At 58.7% G+C, this 17106-nt stretch carries 18 protein-coding genes; 13 read left to right on the forward strand and 5 right to left on the reverse strand.

The features are described 5' to 3' along the window. Window positions 1-4 precede the first annotated feature (4 nt). Genes AADV58_RS14485 through recQ form a run of 6 tightly spaced genes read left to right on the forward strand, consistent with a single transcriptional unit; the run spans window position 5 to window position 5976 of the window. Window positions 5-1069 (forward strand): nuclear transport factor 2 family protein, encoded by a 1065-nt coding sequence (locus AADV58_RS14485; protein WP_028994554.1) that lies wholly within the window; start codon window positions 5-7, stop codon window positions 1067-1069. Next, complete coding sequence (locus AADV58_RS14490; RefSeq protein ID WP_028994553.1) at window positions 1069-2370, forward strand: L,D-transpeptidase family protein; 1302 nt, start codon at window positions 1069-1071, stop codon at window positions 2368-2370. The genes AADV58_RS14485 and AADV58_RS14490 overlap by 1 nt, the downstream gene beginning before the upstream one ends. Before the next feature lie 2 nt (window positions 2371-2372). Continuing rightward, a complete protein-coding gene (locus AADV58_RS14495; RefSeq protein WP_341743506.1) occupies window positions 2373-2933 on the forward strand; it encodes a peptidylprolyl isomerase in 561 nt (186 codons plus the stop codon). A 9-nt stretch (window positions 2934-2942) separates the two neighbouring features. After that, the gene (locus tag AADV58_RS14500) at window positions 2943-3434 is read left to right on the forward strand and encodes a peptidylprolyl isomerase (protein ID WP_028994551.1); all 492 of its coding nucleotides are present in this window, start codon (window positions 2943-2945) and stop codon (window positions 3432-3434) included. 53 nt (window positions 3435-3487) lie between these two features. Further along, on the forward strand, window positions 3488-4165 hold the full coding sequence (locus AADV58_RS14505) for a UDP-2,3-diacylglucosamine diphosphatase (protein ID WP_341743507.1): 678 nt from the start codon (window positions 3488-3490) through the stop codon (window positions 4163-4165). Then, window positions 4162-5976: a DNA helicase RecQ gene (gene recQ / locus AADV58_RS14510; protein WP_341743508.1), complete on the forward strand. Its 1815-nt coding sequence runs from the start codon at window positions 4162-4164 to the stop codon at window positions 5974-5976. Before AADV58_RS14505 ends, recQ begins: the two co-directional genes overlap by 4 nt. A gap of 73 nt (window positions 5977-6049) precedes the next feature. Here recQ and AADV58_RS14515 read toward each other — a convergent pair whose 3' ends face one another. Next, window positions 6050-6316 carry a hypothetical protein gene (locus tag AADV58_RS14515; RefSeq protein ID WP_341743509.1) on the reverse strand — a complete coding sequence of 89 codons (267 nt, stop codon included), beginning with the start codon at window positions 6314-6316 and terminating at the stop codon, window positions 6050-6052. Further along, window positions 6313-7611: a motility associated factor glycosyltransferase family protein gene (locus tag AADV58_RS14520; RefSeq protein ID WP_341743510.1), complete on the reverse strand. Its 1299-nt coding sequence runs from the start codon at window positions 7609-7611 to the stop codon at window positions 6313-6315. The genes AADV58_RS14515 and AADV58_RS14520 overlap by 4 nt, the downstream gene beginning before the upstream one ends. A gap of 359 nt (window positions 7612-7970) precedes the next feature. Between AADV58_RS14520 and AADV58_RS14525 the strand changes: the two genes are divergently transcribed. The 7 genes from AADV58_RS14525 to hisH are packed head-to-tail and all read left to right on the forward strand — an operon-like array spanning window position 7971 to window position 14477. Then, a complete protein-coding gene (locus AADV58_RS14525; protein WP_341743511.1) occupies window positions 7971-8672 on the forward strand; it encodes an acylneuraminate cytidylyltransferase family protein in 702 nt (233 codons plus the stop codon). Beyond that, window positions 8657-9700: an N-acetylneuraminate synthase family protein gene (locus tag AADV58_RS14530; RefSeq protein WP_341743512.1), complete on the forward strand. Its 1044-nt coding sequence runs from the start codon at window positions 8657-8659 to the stop codon at window positions 9698-9700. Before AADV58_RS14525 ends, AADV58_RS14530 begins: the two co-directional genes overlap by 16 nt. Next, window positions 9697-10833: a UDP-N-acetylglucosamine 2-epimerase gene (gene neuC, locus AADV58_RS14535; protein ID WP_341743513.1), complete on the forward strand. Its 1137-nt coding sequence runs from the start codon at window positions 9697-9699 to the stop codon at window positions 10831-10833. Before AADV58_RS14530 ends, neuC begins: the two co-directional genes overlap by 4 nt. 45 nt (window positions 10834-10878) lie before the next feature. Next, entirely contained in the window at window positions 10879-11856 is a 978-nt protein-coding gene (locus AADV58_RS14540; protein ID WP_341743514.1) for a class I SAM-dependent methyltransferase, read from the forward strand. 2 nt (window positions 11857-11858) lie between these two features. Next, the gene (locus AADV58_RS14545; protein WP_341743515.1) at window positions 11859-13070 is read left to right on the forward strand and encodes an N-acetyl sugar amidotransferase; all 1212 of its coding nucleotides are present in this window, start codon (window positions 11859-11861) and stop codon (window positions 13068-13070) included. Further along, window positions 13067-13846: an imidazole glycerol phosphate synthase cyclase subunit gene (locus AADV58_RS14550; RefSeq protein ID WP_341743516.1), complete on the forward strand. Its 780-nt coding sequence runs from the start codon at window positions 13067-13069 to the stop codon at window positions 13844-13846. The genes AADV58_RS14545 and AADV58_RS14550 overlap by 4 nt, the downstream gene beginning before the upstream one ends. Further along, window positions 13833-14477 carry an imidazole glycerol phosphate synthase subunit HisH gene (hisH, locus tag AADV58_RS14555; RefSeq protein WP_341743517.1) on the forward strand — a complete coding sequence of 215 codons (645 nt, stop codon included), beginning with the start codon at window positions 13833-13835 and terminating at the stop codon, window positions 14475-14477. Before AADV58_RS14550 ends, hisH begins: the two co-directional genes overlap by 14 nt. Window positions 14478-14666: 189 nt before the next feature. Here hisH and tnpC read toward each other — a convergent pair whose 3' ends face one another. The 3 genes from tnpC to AADV58_RS14570 all read right to left on the reverse strand — a co-directional run bounded on the left by tnpC (window position 14667) and on the right by AADV58_RS14570 (window position 16947). After that, window positions 14667-16190, reverse strand: coding sequence for an IS66 family transposase (tnpC, locus tag AADV58_RS14560; protein WP_341743362.1), 1524 nt, complete (start codon window positions 16188-16190; stop codon window positions 14667-14669). A 62-nt stretch (window positions 16191-16252) separates the two neighbouring features. Beyond that, on the reverse strand, window positions 16253-16582 hold the full coding sequence (tnpB, locus tag AADV58_RS14565; RefSeq protein ID WP_341743361.1) for an IS66 family insertion sequence element accessory protein TnpB: 330 nt from the start codon (window positions 16580-16582) through the stop codon (window positions 16253-16255). Next, window positions 16579-16947: a transposase gene (locus tag AADV58_RS14570; RefSeq protein ID WP_341743518.1), complete on the reverse strand. Its 369-nt coding sequence runs from the start codon at window positions 16945-16947 to the stop codon at window positions 16579-16581. The genes tnpB and AADV58_RS14570 overlap by 4 nt, the downstream gene beginning before the upstream one ends. Between the last annotated feature and the right edge of the window lie 159 nt (window positions 16948-17106).

The following is a 17106-nucleotide window of genomic DNA, read 5'->3' on the forward strand; positions in this document are numbered from 1 at the left end:
GGCGATGACCACCAAATCCTTGTTCCAGCCTCGCTTCCGGGCACTTCGCGCCCTGGCATTCGGTCTCTCCATCGGCTTTGCCGCCCCGGTTTTTGCCGACAATCTGCCTGATATCCAGCGCCTGATCCGCCAAGGCCAGCATGCCCAGGCACTGGAAAAGGTCGATCAATACCTGGCCAGCCGCCCCAAGGACGCCCAGGGACGTTTCCTCAAAGGCCTGATCCTGACCGAAATGAACCGCCCGGCCGACGCCATCGGCGTGTTCACCAAGCTGTCCGAAGACTATCCGGAGCTGCCGGAGCCCTACAACAATCTGGCCGTGCTCTACGCCCAGCAGAAGCAGTACGACAAGGCCCGCACGGCGCTGGAAATGGCGATCCGCACGCACCCGTCCTATGCCATCGCCTACGAAAACCTCGGCGATGTTTACGCCAAGCTGGCCAGCCAGGCCTACGACAAGGCCCTGCAACTCGACGGCGCCAATGCCACGACGCAGAACAAACTGGCCTTGATCCGCGACCTGATCAGCACCTCCGGCAAGGGCAATGTCCGTCCGCCGGCCCCCACCCCGGCACCGACGCCGGTGGCAGCCGCCATCGCCCCGCAGCCGAAGCCGGCTGCCCCCGCACCGACGGCGACCGTCGTCGCGACGACACCGGCCGCTTCCAGCCCGGCTCCGGTTGTTAGCGAACCGCGTCCGGCACCGGCCCAGCCGGCACCTGTTCAGGACAGCGCCCGCGACGATGTGGCCAAGGCCATTGCCGCCTGGGCCCGCGCCTGGTCGCGCAAGGACATGAAGGGCTATTTCGCGGCCTACACCAGCGATTTCACCTCGGGCAAGGGCGGTCGCAAAGCCTGGGAAGAGGAACGCCAGCAGCGCATCGGCGACCGCTCGGGCAACATCTCCGTCACCTACGACGAACCGCGCATCACCATTGACGGCGATCGCGCCACCGCACGTTTCCGCCAGCACTACAAGGCACCCGGCCTGAATAGCTCCAGCAACAAGACCCTGGTCTTTGTCCGTACCGGTGGCAAGTGGTTGATCAAGGAAGAAAACGCTCGCTGATGCAGAAGTTGAAGCTGGTCCTGCCCGCCCTTCTGGGGCTGGCAGTCGTTGTTGCGATGGTGTTTTTTTTCCAGGGCGAGGAAGAACCCGATACTGCTGCGGCCGCTCCCGCCAGCCAAACCGGCGAACTGCCGGTGTGGCCGGTGCGCGCCGACACGGGTTCAGAGCCCACCGGTCTGCCACCCACGCTTGGCGACGCCGGACCGGAGTCGCAGCTGGCCCGGATTTTTCGGGAAATCGAGGGACGCAATCTGGGCAACGCGCTGCAGTTGACCGAGTCCCTGCTCCAGCAATACCCCAACTATCGCCTGGCCCACCTGATCAAGGGTGACCTCCTGCTGGCCAGGGCGCGTCCGCTCCAGGGCTTCGGCGCGCTGAACGGACTCCCCGCCGAGCAGGTCAATGATTTGCGCGCAGAGGCCTTGAAGCGCCTGCAAGCCTACCGGGAGAAGCCGCCCGCCGATTACGTTCCGCGCTACCTGCTGCAGATGCGGCCGGATCAACGCTACGCGGTGGTCGTCGATACCGAGCGCTCGCGCCTCTACGTCTACGAAAACGACCTGAGCAGCGGTCGCCCGCGCTTTGTTGCCGATTACTACGTCACCCAGGGCAAGCTTGGCGCCGACAAGTTCGTCGAGGGCGACAAGAAGACCCCGATCGGGGTCTATCACGTCACCGCCGACCTGTCGCGGCAAAAACTGCCTGATCTTTACGGCAACGGTGCCTTCCCGATCAATTACCCGAACGAATGGGACCGGCGCCAGGGGCGTGGCGGCAGCGGCATCTGGCTGCACGGCACGCCGTCCGACACCTTCGCCCGCCCCCCGCTCGCTTCCGACGGCTGCGTGGTGCTGACCAACCAGGACCTGGAAGCCATCCGCGAAAACCTGCAGGTCGGGCTGACGCCGGTCATCATCAGCAACAGTGTCGACTGGCTGTCGCTCGACGACTGGGCGCGGGAACGCGACGAACTGAACCGCAGCATCGAGAACTGGCGCGCCGACTGGGAAAGCCGTGACATCAAGCGCTACCTGTCCCACTACTCCCGCGAGTTCAAGGCCGGCGGTCAGGATTATTCGCAATTTGCCGCACAGAAGCAGCAAGTCAACGCCGGCAAGGAATGGATCAAGCTGGAACTGAAAAACCTGTCGGTTTTCCGCAATCCGGGCAAGGAAGAGGTCGTGGTCGTGACCTTCGACCAGGATTACCGCAGCAACAACCTCAACAACCGGATGAAAAAACGCCAGTACTGGCTGCGTGAAGGCGGCCAGTGGAAAATCATCTACGAAGGAGCCGCCTGAACATGAAGAAACTGATCGGCATCATCACCGCACTGACGCTGTCCAGCGCATCCGCCTGGGCCGCCCCGACGCTGGAACTGCAAACCAGCATGGGCCGCATCGTCGTCGAACTGGACGCTGAAAAGGCCCCCAAGAGCAGCGCCAATTTCCTGCAATATGCGCGCGATGGCTTTTACAACGGCACCATCTTCCACCGCGTCATTCCCGGCTTCATGATCCAGGGCGGCGGCTTCGACGCCAGCATGAACAAGAAATCGACCCGCGAGCCTATCGAGAACGAGGCGAAGAACGGCCTGAAAAACCGTCGCGGCACCATCGCCATGGCCCGCACCATGGACCCGCATTCGGCGACCGCCCAATTCTTCATCAACCACAACGACAACCTGCCGCTCGATTATCCGAGCCGCGACGGCTGGGGCTATGCCGTCTTCGGCAAGGTCACCGAGGGCATGGACGTGGTCGACAAGATTGCCAAGGTGCCGACCGCCAATGTCGGCATGCACGGCGATGTGCCGCGCACGCCAGTCGTTATCCAAAACGTCAAAATCATTTCCGAAAAATAAGGACTCCCCATGATCAAGCTCACCACCAATCACGGTGTCATCACCCTCGAACTCGACGCTGAAAAGGCACCGAAGACCGTCGAGAACTTCATTGCCTACGTCGAGGCCGGCCACTACAACGGCACCATCTTCCACCGCGTGATCAAGAATTTCATGATCCAGGGCGGCGGCATGGAGCCGGGTATGAACCAGAAGGAAACCCGCGACCCGATCGAGAACGAGGCCGCCAACGGCCTGAAGAACGTCCGCGGCAGCATCGCCATGGCGCGTACCAACGACCCGCACTCGGCCACCGCCCAGTTCTTCATCAACACTGTCGATAACGACTTCCTCGACTTCCGGGCACCGTCCGGCCAGGGCTGGGGCTACTGCGTCTTCGGCCAGGTTGTCGAGGGCATGGACGTGGTCGACAAGATCCGCGCCGTCGCCACCGGCAACAAGGGTTTCCACCAGGATGTGCCGAAGGAAGACGTGATCATCGAAAAAGCGGAAGTGGTTTGATCCTTTTCATTTCCGACCTGCACCTGTCGCCCCGGTCACCCGGGGCGACTTGTTTGTTCCTCGACTTTCTTGCCGGCCGCGCCCGCCAGGCCGAGCAGCTCTACATCCTCGGCGATCTTTTCGAAGCCTGGATCGGCGACGATGACATCGACGATCCCTACCACACGCCCATCATCGCCGCCTTGCGTGCCGCCAGCGATGCCGGCCTGGCCATCAGCGTCATGCATGGCAACCGCGACTTCCTGCTCGGCGACGGCTTTGCCGCCCGCGCTGGCGTCCGCCTGATCAGCGAACCTTATATTCTGTCCACCGCCGAATGGCAGTTCGTTCTCGCCCATGGCGACGCCCTCTGCCTCGACGATACCGACTACATGGCCTTCCGTGCCCAGGTCCGCGATCCGGCCTGGCAGGCGGCTCTGCTGGCCAAACCGCTGAGCGAACGCCGGGCCATCGCCGCGCACATGCGCGAAGTCTCCGAAACCAGCCAGCGCGCCAAGGAAAATCCCTACACCGACCTGCAGCCGGCAGCGACCGAGGACTTTCTTCGCCAGCACGGCTACGCCACCTTCATCCACGGCCATACGCACCAGCCGGCAAGGCACGATCACATCGTAGACGGCATCCACGTCGAACGCTGGGTGCTCTCCGACTGGCACGAGGACTGCGGCGAATGCCTGGCCTGGGACGGCGAAGCGCTACACCGCGAAATCCTGCGCCCGCTCGCCCAATGAAGCAGAACGGCAGCGCCCTCGACATCCTGCGCGATGTTTTCGGCTACCCCGCCTTCCGCGGCGAGCAGGCCGAGATCATTGCCCATGTGGCCGGCGGCGGCGACGCCCTGGTGCTGATGCCGACCGGCGGTGGCAAGAGCCTGTGTTACCAGATTCCGGCGCTGCTGCGCCCAGGTTGCGCCATCGTCGTCTCGCCGCTGATCGCACTGATGCAGGACCAGGTCGACGCACTGACCCAGCTCGGCGTGCGCGCTGCCGTGCTCAACTCGACGCTCGACCGGCGTGAAGCGCAAGCTGTCGAACAGGCGATCTTCGCCGGCCAGCTCGACCTCGTCTACATCGCCCCCGAACGGCTGATGCTCGACCGCACCCTGGCCATGTTCGACGCCCTCTGCGAAGCCGGCAAGCTCGCCCTGTTCGCCATCGACGAGGCGCACTGCGTGTCGCAATGGGGGCACGATTTCCGCCCGGAATACCTGCAACTGTCGGCGCTGCACGAACGCTACCCGCGGGTGCCGCGCATCGCGCTCACCGCCACCGCCGACCGGGCGACGCAGAACGAGATGCTGCAGCGCCTGGGCCTGGGCGAAGCGCGCGTCTTCCTGTCCAGCTTCGACCGCCCGAACATCCGCTACACCGTCGTCGAGAAGGACAACGCGCGCCAGCAGCTGCTCGTCTTCCTTGGCGGGCGCAAAGGCCAGGCCGGCATCGTCTATTGCCTGTCGCGCAAGAAGGTCGAGGAAACCGCCGCCTGGCTGTCCACTCAAGGCTACCCGGCACTGCCCTACCACGCCGGCCTGCCGGCCAACGAGCGGGCTGCCAACCAGCGCCGTTTCCTACGCGAAGACGGTCTGGTCATGTGCGCGACGATCGCCTTCGGCATGGGCATCGACAAGCCCGACGTGCGCTTCGTCGCCCACCTGGATCTGCCGAAGAGCATCGAAGCCTACTATCAGGAAACCGGCCGCGCCGGCCGCGACGGCGAGCCGTCGGAAGCCTGGATGGCCTACGGCATGCAGGATGTCGCCCTGCAGCATGCGCGCATCGCCGAATCGGGTGCCGGCGAAGGCCAGAAAATCCTCGAATCGCAACGCCTGACCGCCCTGCTCGCCTATTGCGAGGCGCCGCGCTGCCGACGCCAGGTGCTGCTCAACTATTTCGGCGAAGAGCGCCAGCCCTGCGGTAACTGCGACGTCTGCGCCGAACCGCCGGAACTGTGGGACGGCACCCAGGCCGCGCAGAAGGCCCTGTCGGCAATCTACCGCACCGGCATGCGCTTCGGCGTCAGCCACCTGATCGACGTGCTGCGCGGCAAATCCAGCGACAAGATGCGCCAATGGGGCCACGACCAGTTGCCGACCTTCGGCGTCGGCAGCGAACTCGACGAGCGCGAATGGAAGAGCGTCTTCCGCCAGCTCGCCGCTGCCGGCCTGGTCCATGTCGACATGACCGAACACGGCGCACTGCAACTGACCGAAGCGGCACGCGAAGTGCTCAAGGGCCAGCGCAGCGTGCAACTGCGCCGGCCAACGAAGAGACGCAGCGCACCGAGCAAGAGCAGCCGCGCCCCGCTGGTCGACCTGGCGCCCGCCGACGCCGCGCTGTTCCAGCGCCTGCGCCAGTGGCGCGCCGACACCGCGCGCGAACAGAGTGTGCCGGCCTATGTCATCCTGCACGACAAGACCCTGCGCGAACTCGCCGAATGCCGGCCGTTCAGCCACGGCCTGCTCGCCGGCATCACCGGCATGGGCAGCGCCAAGATCGAGCACTACGGCGAGGAACTGCTGCAACTGATCCGGGCATCGACCTGATTTCAGCAACAGGCCTAGCGCGTTTGCCTTGACGGCCTCCTGAGTTGCCTCGGCGCGGTCAAGGACATATAAATCACCCTGACGCTGAATTTAGTCTTTCAAGCCATATCACCAAATCAAATTCAAGGCAGTCTGCCACCCCTAACCAATCCGAATTTTTGTGACATTTATTCAAATCATTAATCAACACAATAAAATCGCCATCAATTTTTTCAATCAACTCATTTGCCATTACCGGAAGAAAGCCTGTTATTGCAACGCCTGCCTCCAGAGTCATACCCAAACGACACTGGACTGCGATATTACGAGCAGTCGATATCCATTCCGCGATATTATTCATGCAACAAGCTCCGGATGATAGTCTGTTCCCGCTATCCATGCCCCATCACGGCACGTGTTTAAAAAGATAACATCAGGATGCAATGCAACATAATCCTCCAAAGCACAAAGATAATTCCGCAGATTTGTTTGGGTCCCGACTCGTTTACCGTGGCCATTTAACACCCACTCCAATGGCTCCATATCTGGCGCTATTTCCCCAGGATCCCAATCAGCATGAAACTTACCTTCGACGTAGGAAAAATCAGCACCAAAAAGCACCAATCTCCGCACACCCATTTTCACAGCAAGATCAACCGCCGCATGCAATACACTGCCGCCAACAAATAGCTCCCCCTTAGGAACATCCCTCTTCAACTTTGAGTAAAGCGGGTTAGTTGAGTAAGCGGCATATCGAGGCCCCTTCCATGCCTCTAGCAGCGCAGGTTCAAGCAAAGGGAAATACACCAAGGGCAAACCATCCGAAATATCCGGGGGCAGGATATGTGCATTCATAAGCTTATCAATTGAAACCACAATATCCGGCCGAATTCCATGCTTGTGCAAAGGCACCAAAGCACTGTCCACCGCTATCAGAAACGGGGCACTTCCTTGATTACGTGACGCACAAATTTGTTCAAAATGCCGCTCCAAACTAGGGCCCGTGGCGATCACCCATGCTTCGTCACCTGGCCGGGAATTAAAGAATTCCGACACATCTCCATCACTGGCCAACAGCGTGCGATTACTCTCAACTCGCGCCAGAAGATTCAAGTCATTCGGTAAGAAATCCTTGTTCATGAATGGGGCTGTCATTTGACAGACAAGCCGATCACGGATTTTTGCATTTGTGTCACTGGCCAGAGTCAACTCAGGCGGCGAAGCAAAAAATGGCAGGAATATATTTCGATCATCTCCCGCCATTGCCAACGACACTCGAGGACTACCCAGCCAATCTGTCTGATCCACCAAGTGCATGACTAGCGCGAAAATTTTCTCATTTAGAATTCTAACTTCGAGTTTCTGCACATCAGACCTCTTCAGAAAAGCCCGGGGCAATTCACCAAGTCCAGGCCCGTAGAGATAAACAAATGGGCAACTCCCCTGGAGAGATTCAGCCTGTAAACGCGCTTCTCCTATTCTGTCATGGCGACTACTCAACTGGATACCATTAATAGTTATGGTAGATTCAATTCCCTTACGCAAATCCACTGCCAAAGACCCAATATCTTGAGCAAGCACCATCTGAGCCAAACTTGGCCATCGTTTTGCCAAAACCGCCAAGTTTTCACTAAAAATTTTTTCTTCACCTTCCATGTCTTTGCTCCTATTCGCTCAACTTAATCGCAGATGTTAACGGATGCATTTTGGCGGGCTGCTATGCCTCTTATCGAACGGGACCGAAGAAAAGTCATTCGCATAAACACGCCGGCGTTTCAGCCGACACCTCCCCCCCCTCTACACAAGATTGCCGATTGACGTAGGGAACCGGAGTCGAAGATACTAGCCGGAGAAGCGGTAGGCCTGCCAGCACCGCGTTACCAGCAGACAACGCAACAGGGCAAAATCAGCTTTGCACTGCTTTGTCGGGATCGACGAAAAGAATTTGTGCGAACGTATTCCAAGCCTTCTCGATCTGAACGCTTCGATTTTCTACAAATCATAGTCAGGCAGCCATGGCATTCAAGGGAAAAGTAGTAATTGCGCTGATTCCGGCGCGTGCAGGATCCAAGGGGGTCAAGCAGAAAAATTTACGCATGCTCCTCGGCAAACCCTTGTTGGCGCACACAATTCAAGCTGCACATGATGCTGCCCGGATCGACAGAGTCTACGTCTCCTCGGACGATGCCGATGCTCTCCGGCTGGCTCGTGAAATGGGAGCAGACGTCGTCCAAAGGGCAGCCAGTGCTGCCACTGATTCAGCGACTGCCAGCGAGGTTGTCTGGGATTTTGTACGTCAGATTCCAGAAGAGCTAACTGCCGAAAACCCGTATCTCGTTTTCCTGCAACCAACCTCACCATTGCGAACGGGGAATCACATTGACGCAGCTTTTACCGTAATGACGTCGACCGATAGCAACATCTGCCTTAGTGTCACCGAGTTAAAAAAGACGCCGTTCAAGTCCTTCACGTTGACGGCCGACGGGCGACTTCAATCATTGTTCGACGAGCACCTAACCAACGCTAACCGCCAGACTCTGCCTGTAGCTTTCCATCCCAATGGGGCGATTTACATCTTCCCGCTCGCCGAATTTCTCGCACGTACCAGTATCCCATCGAACGGCGGCGCCCCCTACATCATGTCCGAACAGGAAAGCATCGACATTGATACCGAAGAAGATTTTGCCATGGTGGAGAAACTATGTCGCGCGAATTGATCATCAATGGGCGTCGCATCGGCCCAGAACACCCGCCAGTCGTCATCGCCGAGATTGGTATCAACCACGAAGGCTCGCTCGAAACAGCGATCACCATGGCCGATGCTGCCATTGACGCCGGGGCTGAAATCATCAAGCACCAGACGCATATCGTCAATGACGAAATGTCCGAGGAAGCCCGGTGGGTCATTCCGGGCAACGCCGAGGAGTCTATCCATGAGATCATGGCACGCTGCTCGCTCGACGAAACTGACGAACGCGTGCTGATGGATCACATACTCTCGCGCGGCGCCATCTACATCAGCACACCATTTTCGCGTGCGGCGGCGGACCGGCTGATCAGCTTTGACGTGCCGGCCTTCAAGATTGGCTCTGGCGAATGCAACAACTACCCGCTTATCCGCCATATCGCGCAAGCCGGCAAGCCAGTCATCATGAGCACCGGCATGAACACCATCGATTCAATCAGCCCCTCAGTCGAGATACTGCGTGCAGCCAAGGTGCCGTTCGCGCTTCTCCACTGCACAAACGTCTACCCGACGCCACCTGAACTAGTCCGACTCGGCGCCATGCAGATACTTCAGGACGCCTTCCCCGACGCGATTGTCGGCCTGTCGGATCACACCGTCTCGAATTACACCTGTCTCGGCGCAGTTGCGCTCGGCGCATCTATTGTCGAGCGCCACTTTACCGATCACATGAGCAGGCCCGGACCGGACATCGTCTGCTCGATGGACCCCGCAGCGCTGAAAGATCTGATCACCGGAACCCGCGTAATCTGGTCCGCTCGCGGCGGCGAAAAAACCGCTGTCGCGGCGGAAAAGCCAACAATCGCGTTCGCCTTCGCGTCTGTCGTCGCGATTCGCGACATTTCCACCGGCGAGCCACTCAATGAGAATAACATCTGGGTAAAACGCCCCGGTGGCGGCGATTTCACGTCTGCCGACTACGAGTCCCTACTTGGCAGGAGAGCAGCAGCCAATATTCGCGCTGGCTTCCAGTTGAAAAGCACCGACGTTTCGCAATGAGCTCACTGCAGCGCCGCAAGATAATCTTCCTGACAGGAACCCGAGCTGACTTCGGCAAGCTCAAGTCACTCATGCTACGCCTGCAGGCTGACGAGCACTTCGAGGTGCATGTATTCATCACTGGCATGCACATGCTCTCCAAGTACGGATCGACTTGGGATGAGGTACGCAAAGCTGGCCTACTCAACCTCTACCGGTTCATCAATCAGAACGAAAACGATTCGATGGACCAGGTCCTGGCCAAGACCGTCGCTGGCTTATCCGACTACGTCAAGGAAATGCTACCCGAGATGATCGTTGTACACGGCGACCGGATCGAAGCACTGGCCGGCGCGCTTGTTGGTGCACTCAACAATATCCGCGTCGCTCACATCGAGGGAGGCGAGGTTTCGGGAACGATCGACGAAGTGATCCGGCACTCAATCTCGAAAATGTCGCATCTGCATTTCGTCGCCAACGAACAAGCCAGAAAGCGCCTAGTTCAACTCGGAGAGCGTAGCGAAACGATCCACGTCATCGGCTCACCGGACGTCGACGTCATGAACTCGGCGAATCTGCCATCACTTGAAGAGGTGCGAGGCTATTACGGCTTTGATTTCGGCGAGTACGCAATCCTTATGTTTCACCCGGTCACAACCGAAATCAAGCTGATTCGTCAGCAGGTTGCTGTGCTAGTCGACAGTATTCTCGAAACTGGGCAAAACTTTGTCGTTCTCTACCCAAACAACGATCACGGAACCGACATCATACTCAATGAATACACGCGTCTACGTAACAGCAATCGCATCGCCATCTACCCGTCGATGCGCTTCGAGTACTTCCTCACGCTGCTAAAGCACGCCCAGTACATTATCGGCAATTCTAGTGCGGGCATCCGGGAAGCCCCCCATTTCGGCGTACCCACGATCAACCTTGGCTCGCGCCAGCACAAGCGGGTACAGACGCCGTCTGTCATGGAGGTGATGATCACAAAGCGTGACATCCTTGATGCCATCGCACGCGTGCCATCGATCCCACGGACGCCGCGCACACTGTTTGGCGATGGCAACAGCGCCTTGGCTTTCCACCAGATACTGCGCGACATTGCGACTTGGGACAGAGACATACAAAAGTACTTCGTCGACTGCATGTAGGCCTATCCCCAGCGAATCTTCGACACCCAATTTGACCATGCCGAAATGAACTCCTCTCAGGACCGCAACAACCTCAAGCAAGAAGCTCAGGCCTTTGACTCCCAGATCGAGGAGCGAGTATCCAATGGCCACATACCAGACCTCCGCCGCGCGAAACCCTGCGACTATTTTTACAACAACTCCTGGCGCCGCCCAGAATTTGTAAAACTCGATTTCATTGAACAGTACGAACTGATTCGTGACGCCATCAAGCGTCTGACCGGGCGCAGCGCGGCTGAAGTGCGCGTGCTAGAGGTCGGCTGTGGTCCAGGCTATCTGAGCTTGGAACTGGCTCGTAGCGGCTTCGAAGTCGTCGGTTTGGACCTGTCAAGCAGGTGCATAGAGGTCGCCCAGCAGGTCGCCGACAGCGACCCCTGGAGAGGAGAACGCGGGGCACTGCACTACATCGCTGGCGATTATCTCTTCCATCCCGAACTACACACCGAGAGCTTCGATGCAATTGTCTTCCTCGGCGCACTGCATCACTTCACCGATCAGCGAGCCATCCAGCAACGGACGCGCGACCTGCTCAAGCCGGGCGGGCTGATATTGGTGCATGAGCCAGCGCGCGACCGCGTGGCAAAAAGCAACGCAGCATTCTCGTTGCTGCTCTCGACATTGCTCTCGTTAGGTAACAATTTCTACCGAGACATCCCCTTGCGTAGCGAACCCGACGCTATTGCGGCCGAAGTCGAGAAGCTTTACCACGGCCTGCGCTACGAATCAGAAGATGGTGGCAACCTGCAATCGGTAAACGATAACGAAGCAGGCTATACCCAAATGTATCCACTGCTCAACGAACTCTTTGCTCAAGTGCATTTCGAGTGGCGCTATGCATTCTTCCACGAATTCATTGGCGGCCTGCGCTACGACGAGACGACCAACGCGCTCGCCGCTAGCTTCCTCAAGGAAATGGACAGAATCCTTGTCGATACCGGAGCCCTGCCCGCAACCGAATTTTTCTTTGTTGGCCGTAAAAACTGATCATGTCTATTGCGTACTTTGGCTTACCCGAAGAGGTCTTGTTCTGCAAATGCTGCGTCATCTCCAATCAGCGTCCGAGCTCAACGGTTGAGTTCCAGCACAAGCGCGACGAAAAGAAAGCCACCATCGGCTTTGACGCGGACGGTGTGTGCGACGCTTGCCGTTACAACGATGCAAAGGCCTCGACAATTGACTGGGCTCGGCGTGAACAGCAGCTCGTCGCCCTCCTCGACAAGCACCGGAGCAACGGTAGCGGCTACGACGTGATCGTCCCGGGTAGCGGCGGCAAGGACAGTGCTTATACTGCCCACGTTCTCAAGTACCGCTACGGCATGAATCCGCTGACCGTAACCTGGGCACCGCACAAATACACCGAGATCGGCTGGAAGAATTTCGAGAACTGGATGCATATCGGCGGCCTGGATAACATTCTGTTTACGCCGAACGGCCGCCTTCACCGCTACCTGACGCGCATGGCCTTTCTGAACCTGCTGCATCCCTTCCAGCCTTTCATCGTCGGCCAACGCATCATCGGTCCACTGATGGCCACAAAATTCGACGTACCGCTGGTGATGTATGGCGAAAATCAAGCTGAATACGGCAACAACCCGGATGAAAACTACGTGCCGACGATGGACCGAAAGTTTTTTTCGGCGGGTCGCCCAGAAGACATTGTTCTCGGGGGAAAGTCGATTGAAGCAATCATCGCCGAAGGCGAGTTCAAGCCACATGACTTCGCGCCTTATATTCCGCCAAGCGCCGACTATCTGGAAAGCAAGGGCATCGAGGTGCACTATCTCGGCTATTACCTCAAATGGGATCCGCAAGAGTGTTACTACTACGCCGTTGAGAACACTGGCTTTCAGGCGAACACCGAGCGCACCGAAGGGACCTACTCCAAGTACAGTAGCATCGACGACCGAGTCGACATGTTCCACTACTACACAACGCTGATCAAATTCGGGATCGGCCGCGCCACCTACGACGCTGCACAGGAGATTCGTAACGGCAAGATCACGCGCGAAGAGGGTGTCCAGCTCGTACGTCGCTACGATCAGGAATTTCCTCGCAAATACTTCAAAGAGTTTCTCGATTACATCTCAATCAGCGAAGAAGAATTCCACGCCACCGTCGACAAATTTCGTTCCCCGCATCTGTGGGAAAAGCGCGACGACGAATGGCGCCTCAAACACGCAGTATGGAAGTCTGAGTGAGCAATACGCGCAACGTCCGGCTTATCGCGCGCTTGGACATCAAGGGCCCGAACTTGATCAAGGGCATCCACCTTGAGGGCTTGCGCGTGATCGGTTCGCCTCAAGAGTACGCACTCAAATACTACTTGCAGGGTGCCGATGAACTGATCTATATGGACTGTGTCGCCAGCCTCTACGGCCGTAATCACTTGGCCGACCTCATTGGGCTGGCGGCCCGCGACATTTTCATCCCGATGACGGTGGGTGGCGGCATCCGCACTGTCGATGACGCGACCCATGTTCTTCGTGCCGGAGCAGACAAGGTTGCCGTCAATACCGCTGCGTTAGCCAATCCCAGACTGATCTCCGACATCGCCAAACGTTTTGGCAGCCAGTGCATGGTGCTCTCAGTCGAAGCCAAACAAGTCGGGCCCGATCGATGGGAAGCCTACACCGACAACGGCCGCGAGCGGACAGGAAAGGATGTCGTCGACTGGGTCCGCGAAGCCGTTGCACTGGGTGCCGGGGAGATACTGCTGACATCCATTGATCGCGAAGGTACACGCAAGGGCTTAGACGTAGCACTAACCCTCGCCGTATCCTCGACCGTCTCGGTGCCGGTGATTGCAAGCGGCGGACTGGGACAGCCCGCCGACGTGGTGAGCGTCGTATTTGAGGGTGGCGCCGACGCCGTCGCCATGGCCGACATCCTGCACTACAACCGGGCATCTCTCGGAGACATCCGCGAAACGGCGCATCGCGCAGGAATCAATGTGAGGAAATATGCGCCCCCCTGAAGTCACCATCATCGATTACGGCATGGGAAATCTGCTCAGCGTCCAACGCGCCCTTGAGCATGTCGGCGCAAAGGTTCTGGTCAGCGCCGATCCACAGCTCATTCGGCTAGCCGACCGGATAGTACTACCTGGCGTTGGCGCCTTTCCCTACGCAATGGAGGAACTTGCCCGTCGCGGGCTCGTCGCGGTCATTCGCGAAATCGCCAACCGCGGAACACCTCTACTCGGGATTTGCCTAGGTATGCAACTACTCTTCGAGAAAAGCACAGAATTCGGTGAAACCGCCGGCCTTGCCCTGCTCCCCGGTAGCGTTGTGGAAATACCATCTCAGGGGGCCGACGGACAACCGAACAAGCTTCCTCACATCGGGTGGAAGGCGCTGCACCCATTTAATAGCTGCTGTTGGGAGGGAACAGTGTTAGCCGACATCAACCCTGGCGAGGCCGCTTATTTTGTTCATTCGTTCATGGCGCAGCCTAGCCAAGCCCTGCTCCGAATCGCTGATTGCCAATCTAGTGGAGGGGCCATCACGGCGGTAGTCAGCAACAAGAATGTGCTTGGTTGTCAGTTTCATCCCGAAAAAAGCGGGAACGTCGGCCTGAAGATTCTACGTCGATTCCTTATGCTCTAACCCCGAGGAAAACGATTTAAGGAAGCCACCGATCCGCCCAACACGATCGATGCGCACGGAAAAGGTCTCCCATTGCTGGCCAAAGGAAAGGTCACACTGAAGTTATGGCGCAGCCTGCTTCAATGAGACTTAGCCCTACTCAGGGCCGAACAAGCGTAAGCGCCCGGCAAACCCAGGTTGATTTCTGATTCAGGTGGCGGATTCTGGCTTCCAGCGATGCGGGAGCAACTCGCCGATCCGGCTGTTGGGCTGGGTTGGCAGGCGAGACAGGACGTCCTTCAGATAGAGGAAGGGATCATGGTCGTTGAGCTTGGCGGACTGGATCAGGCTCATGATGGCAGCCGCCCGTTTGCCGGCGCGCAGGCTGCCGGCGAATAGCCAGTTCTTCCGGCCCGTAGCAATCGGGCGGATGCGGTTCTCGATCCAGTTGTTGTCGATCGGCACCTGACCGTCGTCGATGTAATGGACGAGTGCCGTCCAGCGTTTGAGGCTGTAATCAATCGCCTTGGCCGTCGATGATCCACTGGGCACCTGCAATCGGTGGCGGGTCAGCCAGCCGTGGAATTCATCCAGAATCGGTTTGGCCTGCGCCTGGCGTATTCGTTGCCGTTCGTCAGGGCTCAGTTCGGCAACTTCCCGCTCCACCTGGTAGAGCTTCTGAATATAGACCAGCGCCTGCTGGGCAATCTGGCTCTGGTTGTTGGCGTGCAGATCGAAGAACTTGCGGCGTGCATGGGCCATGCAACCCGCTTCGGTCACGCCGTCGGCAATCAGCGCCTTGTAGCCTGCATAATCGTCGCAGACGAGTGTGCCGCGCCAGGTGTCGAGGAACTCCTGGGCATGCTTGCCGGCCCGGCTGTCGGCGAAATCGTAGATGACGGCCTTGATCGGTTCGAAAGCGCCGATGCTGTAGGACCACAGGTAGGCCCGATGCGTCTTTCCTTTGCCGGGGTCGAGCATCGCCACCGGTGTTTCATCGGCATGCAGTACCGGATAGCTCAGCATTTCGGTCTTCAGCGCATCCACCAGCGGTTGCAGGGTGACGCCCATCTGACCGACCCACTCGGCCAGGGTCGATTGCGGAATCGGCAGACCAGCCCGGCCAAAGATGCCTTCCTGACGATACAGCGGCAGGTGATCGAGATACTTGGCGATCAACACATGCGCCAGCAGGCCGGTGGTCGGGATGCCCTTGTCGATGACATGGGCGGGCACTGGGGCCTGGACCAGTGTTTCGCAGTGAGCGCAGGCCCATTTGCCACGGATGTGGCGTTCGACTGTAAAGGTGCCGGGCGTGTAATCCAGCTTCTCGGCGACATCTTCGCCGATGCGTTGCATTTGGCAGCCGCAGGTGCAGGTGGTCGACTCCGGTTCGTGGTGAATCTCGGTACGCGGCAGTTCCGGCGGCAGGGGTTTGCGCTTGGCTTGGCCCTTCGGTTTCGATTCGGAAAGCTGTGCCAGTTCTTCGGTGATCGCCGCCATGTCGGCAGCGAGGGTTTCTTCAAACAGTTGCCCTTGTTCAACCGGCAAGCGCTCTGCCTTGATGCCGAAGTAGTGACGCTTGTAGTACGCCACCTCATGCGTCAGCTTGTCGATCTTGATCTTGCGCCAGTTCAGTTCCCGATCATTGCGGGTAATGACCTCGGCTTGCTGACGAACCAGTTCGCGCAGTTCGTCGGCGCTGAGTTGATCGAGGTTGGCGGGCAAGGTCATGGCCGACATCATGCCGCCAGCAAGGCGAACTGGCTATCGTGGACTTCCCCAATAGTGGACGATCAAAGAACTCGAATCACCCCGCCATCGGCCAGACGTTCCCAGGGCAGGCCAAGAATCAGCGCATCAAACTGCCCCCGGGTGAGTCCGGTACGGCCATCGCCGGGGCGAAGCTGAAATCGCCCCTGGTTCAGTCGCCGGTTGGCCAGCCAAACGCCGTAGCCATCATGCACCAGCACCTTCAACCGGGTGCCGCGTCGGTTGGCAAAGAGGTAGGCATGGTGCGGCTGCGCCTCGCCAAATATCCGCACCACCTGAGCCAGGATTGTTTCCGTTCCTGCCCGCATGTCCAGCGGCCGGGTCGACAGCCACAAGGCATCAACCCGGATCATCGCAGCCAGTCGCGCAACCAGGCAGCGCAATCGCCGGACGCTTGGACCGGCCATTCGACCTTGATCGCGGTGTTGCCCCGGCGGACTTCGATCCGGATATCGCCCAATGTCGGCATGGCCGGGGCCATCGGCAATTGCACGAAGGCCGGTGCCGGCGTCGCTTCGAGCACAGGCATCGCTACGCGTCGCGTCGGCGGTTCAATACCGCGCTCACGCATCCAGCGCCGGACCTGATTGGCATTAACGCCATTCGCCATCGCAATGCCGGCGACCGAGGCACCTGGTTCGCAGCACGCCTCAATCACCGCCAGCTTGAATTCCTCCGGGTGATGCCGCCTGCGCCGACTTGGCTTCTGGATTTCCATCGAAAGTGTCCACCATCGTTTTTAAAGGGACACGATCTTCAAGGTCTAACGCGTCAATTTACAGATGGGTTTGCCGGGCGCTTACGAACAAGCAACAAAAACAGGACGCCCACATTGCTGCCCATGGCATGTAGAATCCGTGCATTGGGAATGCAACCA

The organism is Azonexus hydrophilus, from assembly GCF_038368255.1.
GTDB classification, from domain to species: domain Bacteria; phylum Pseudomonadota; class Gammaproteobacteria; order Burkholderiales; family Rhodocyclaceae; genus Azonexus; species Azonexus hydrophilus.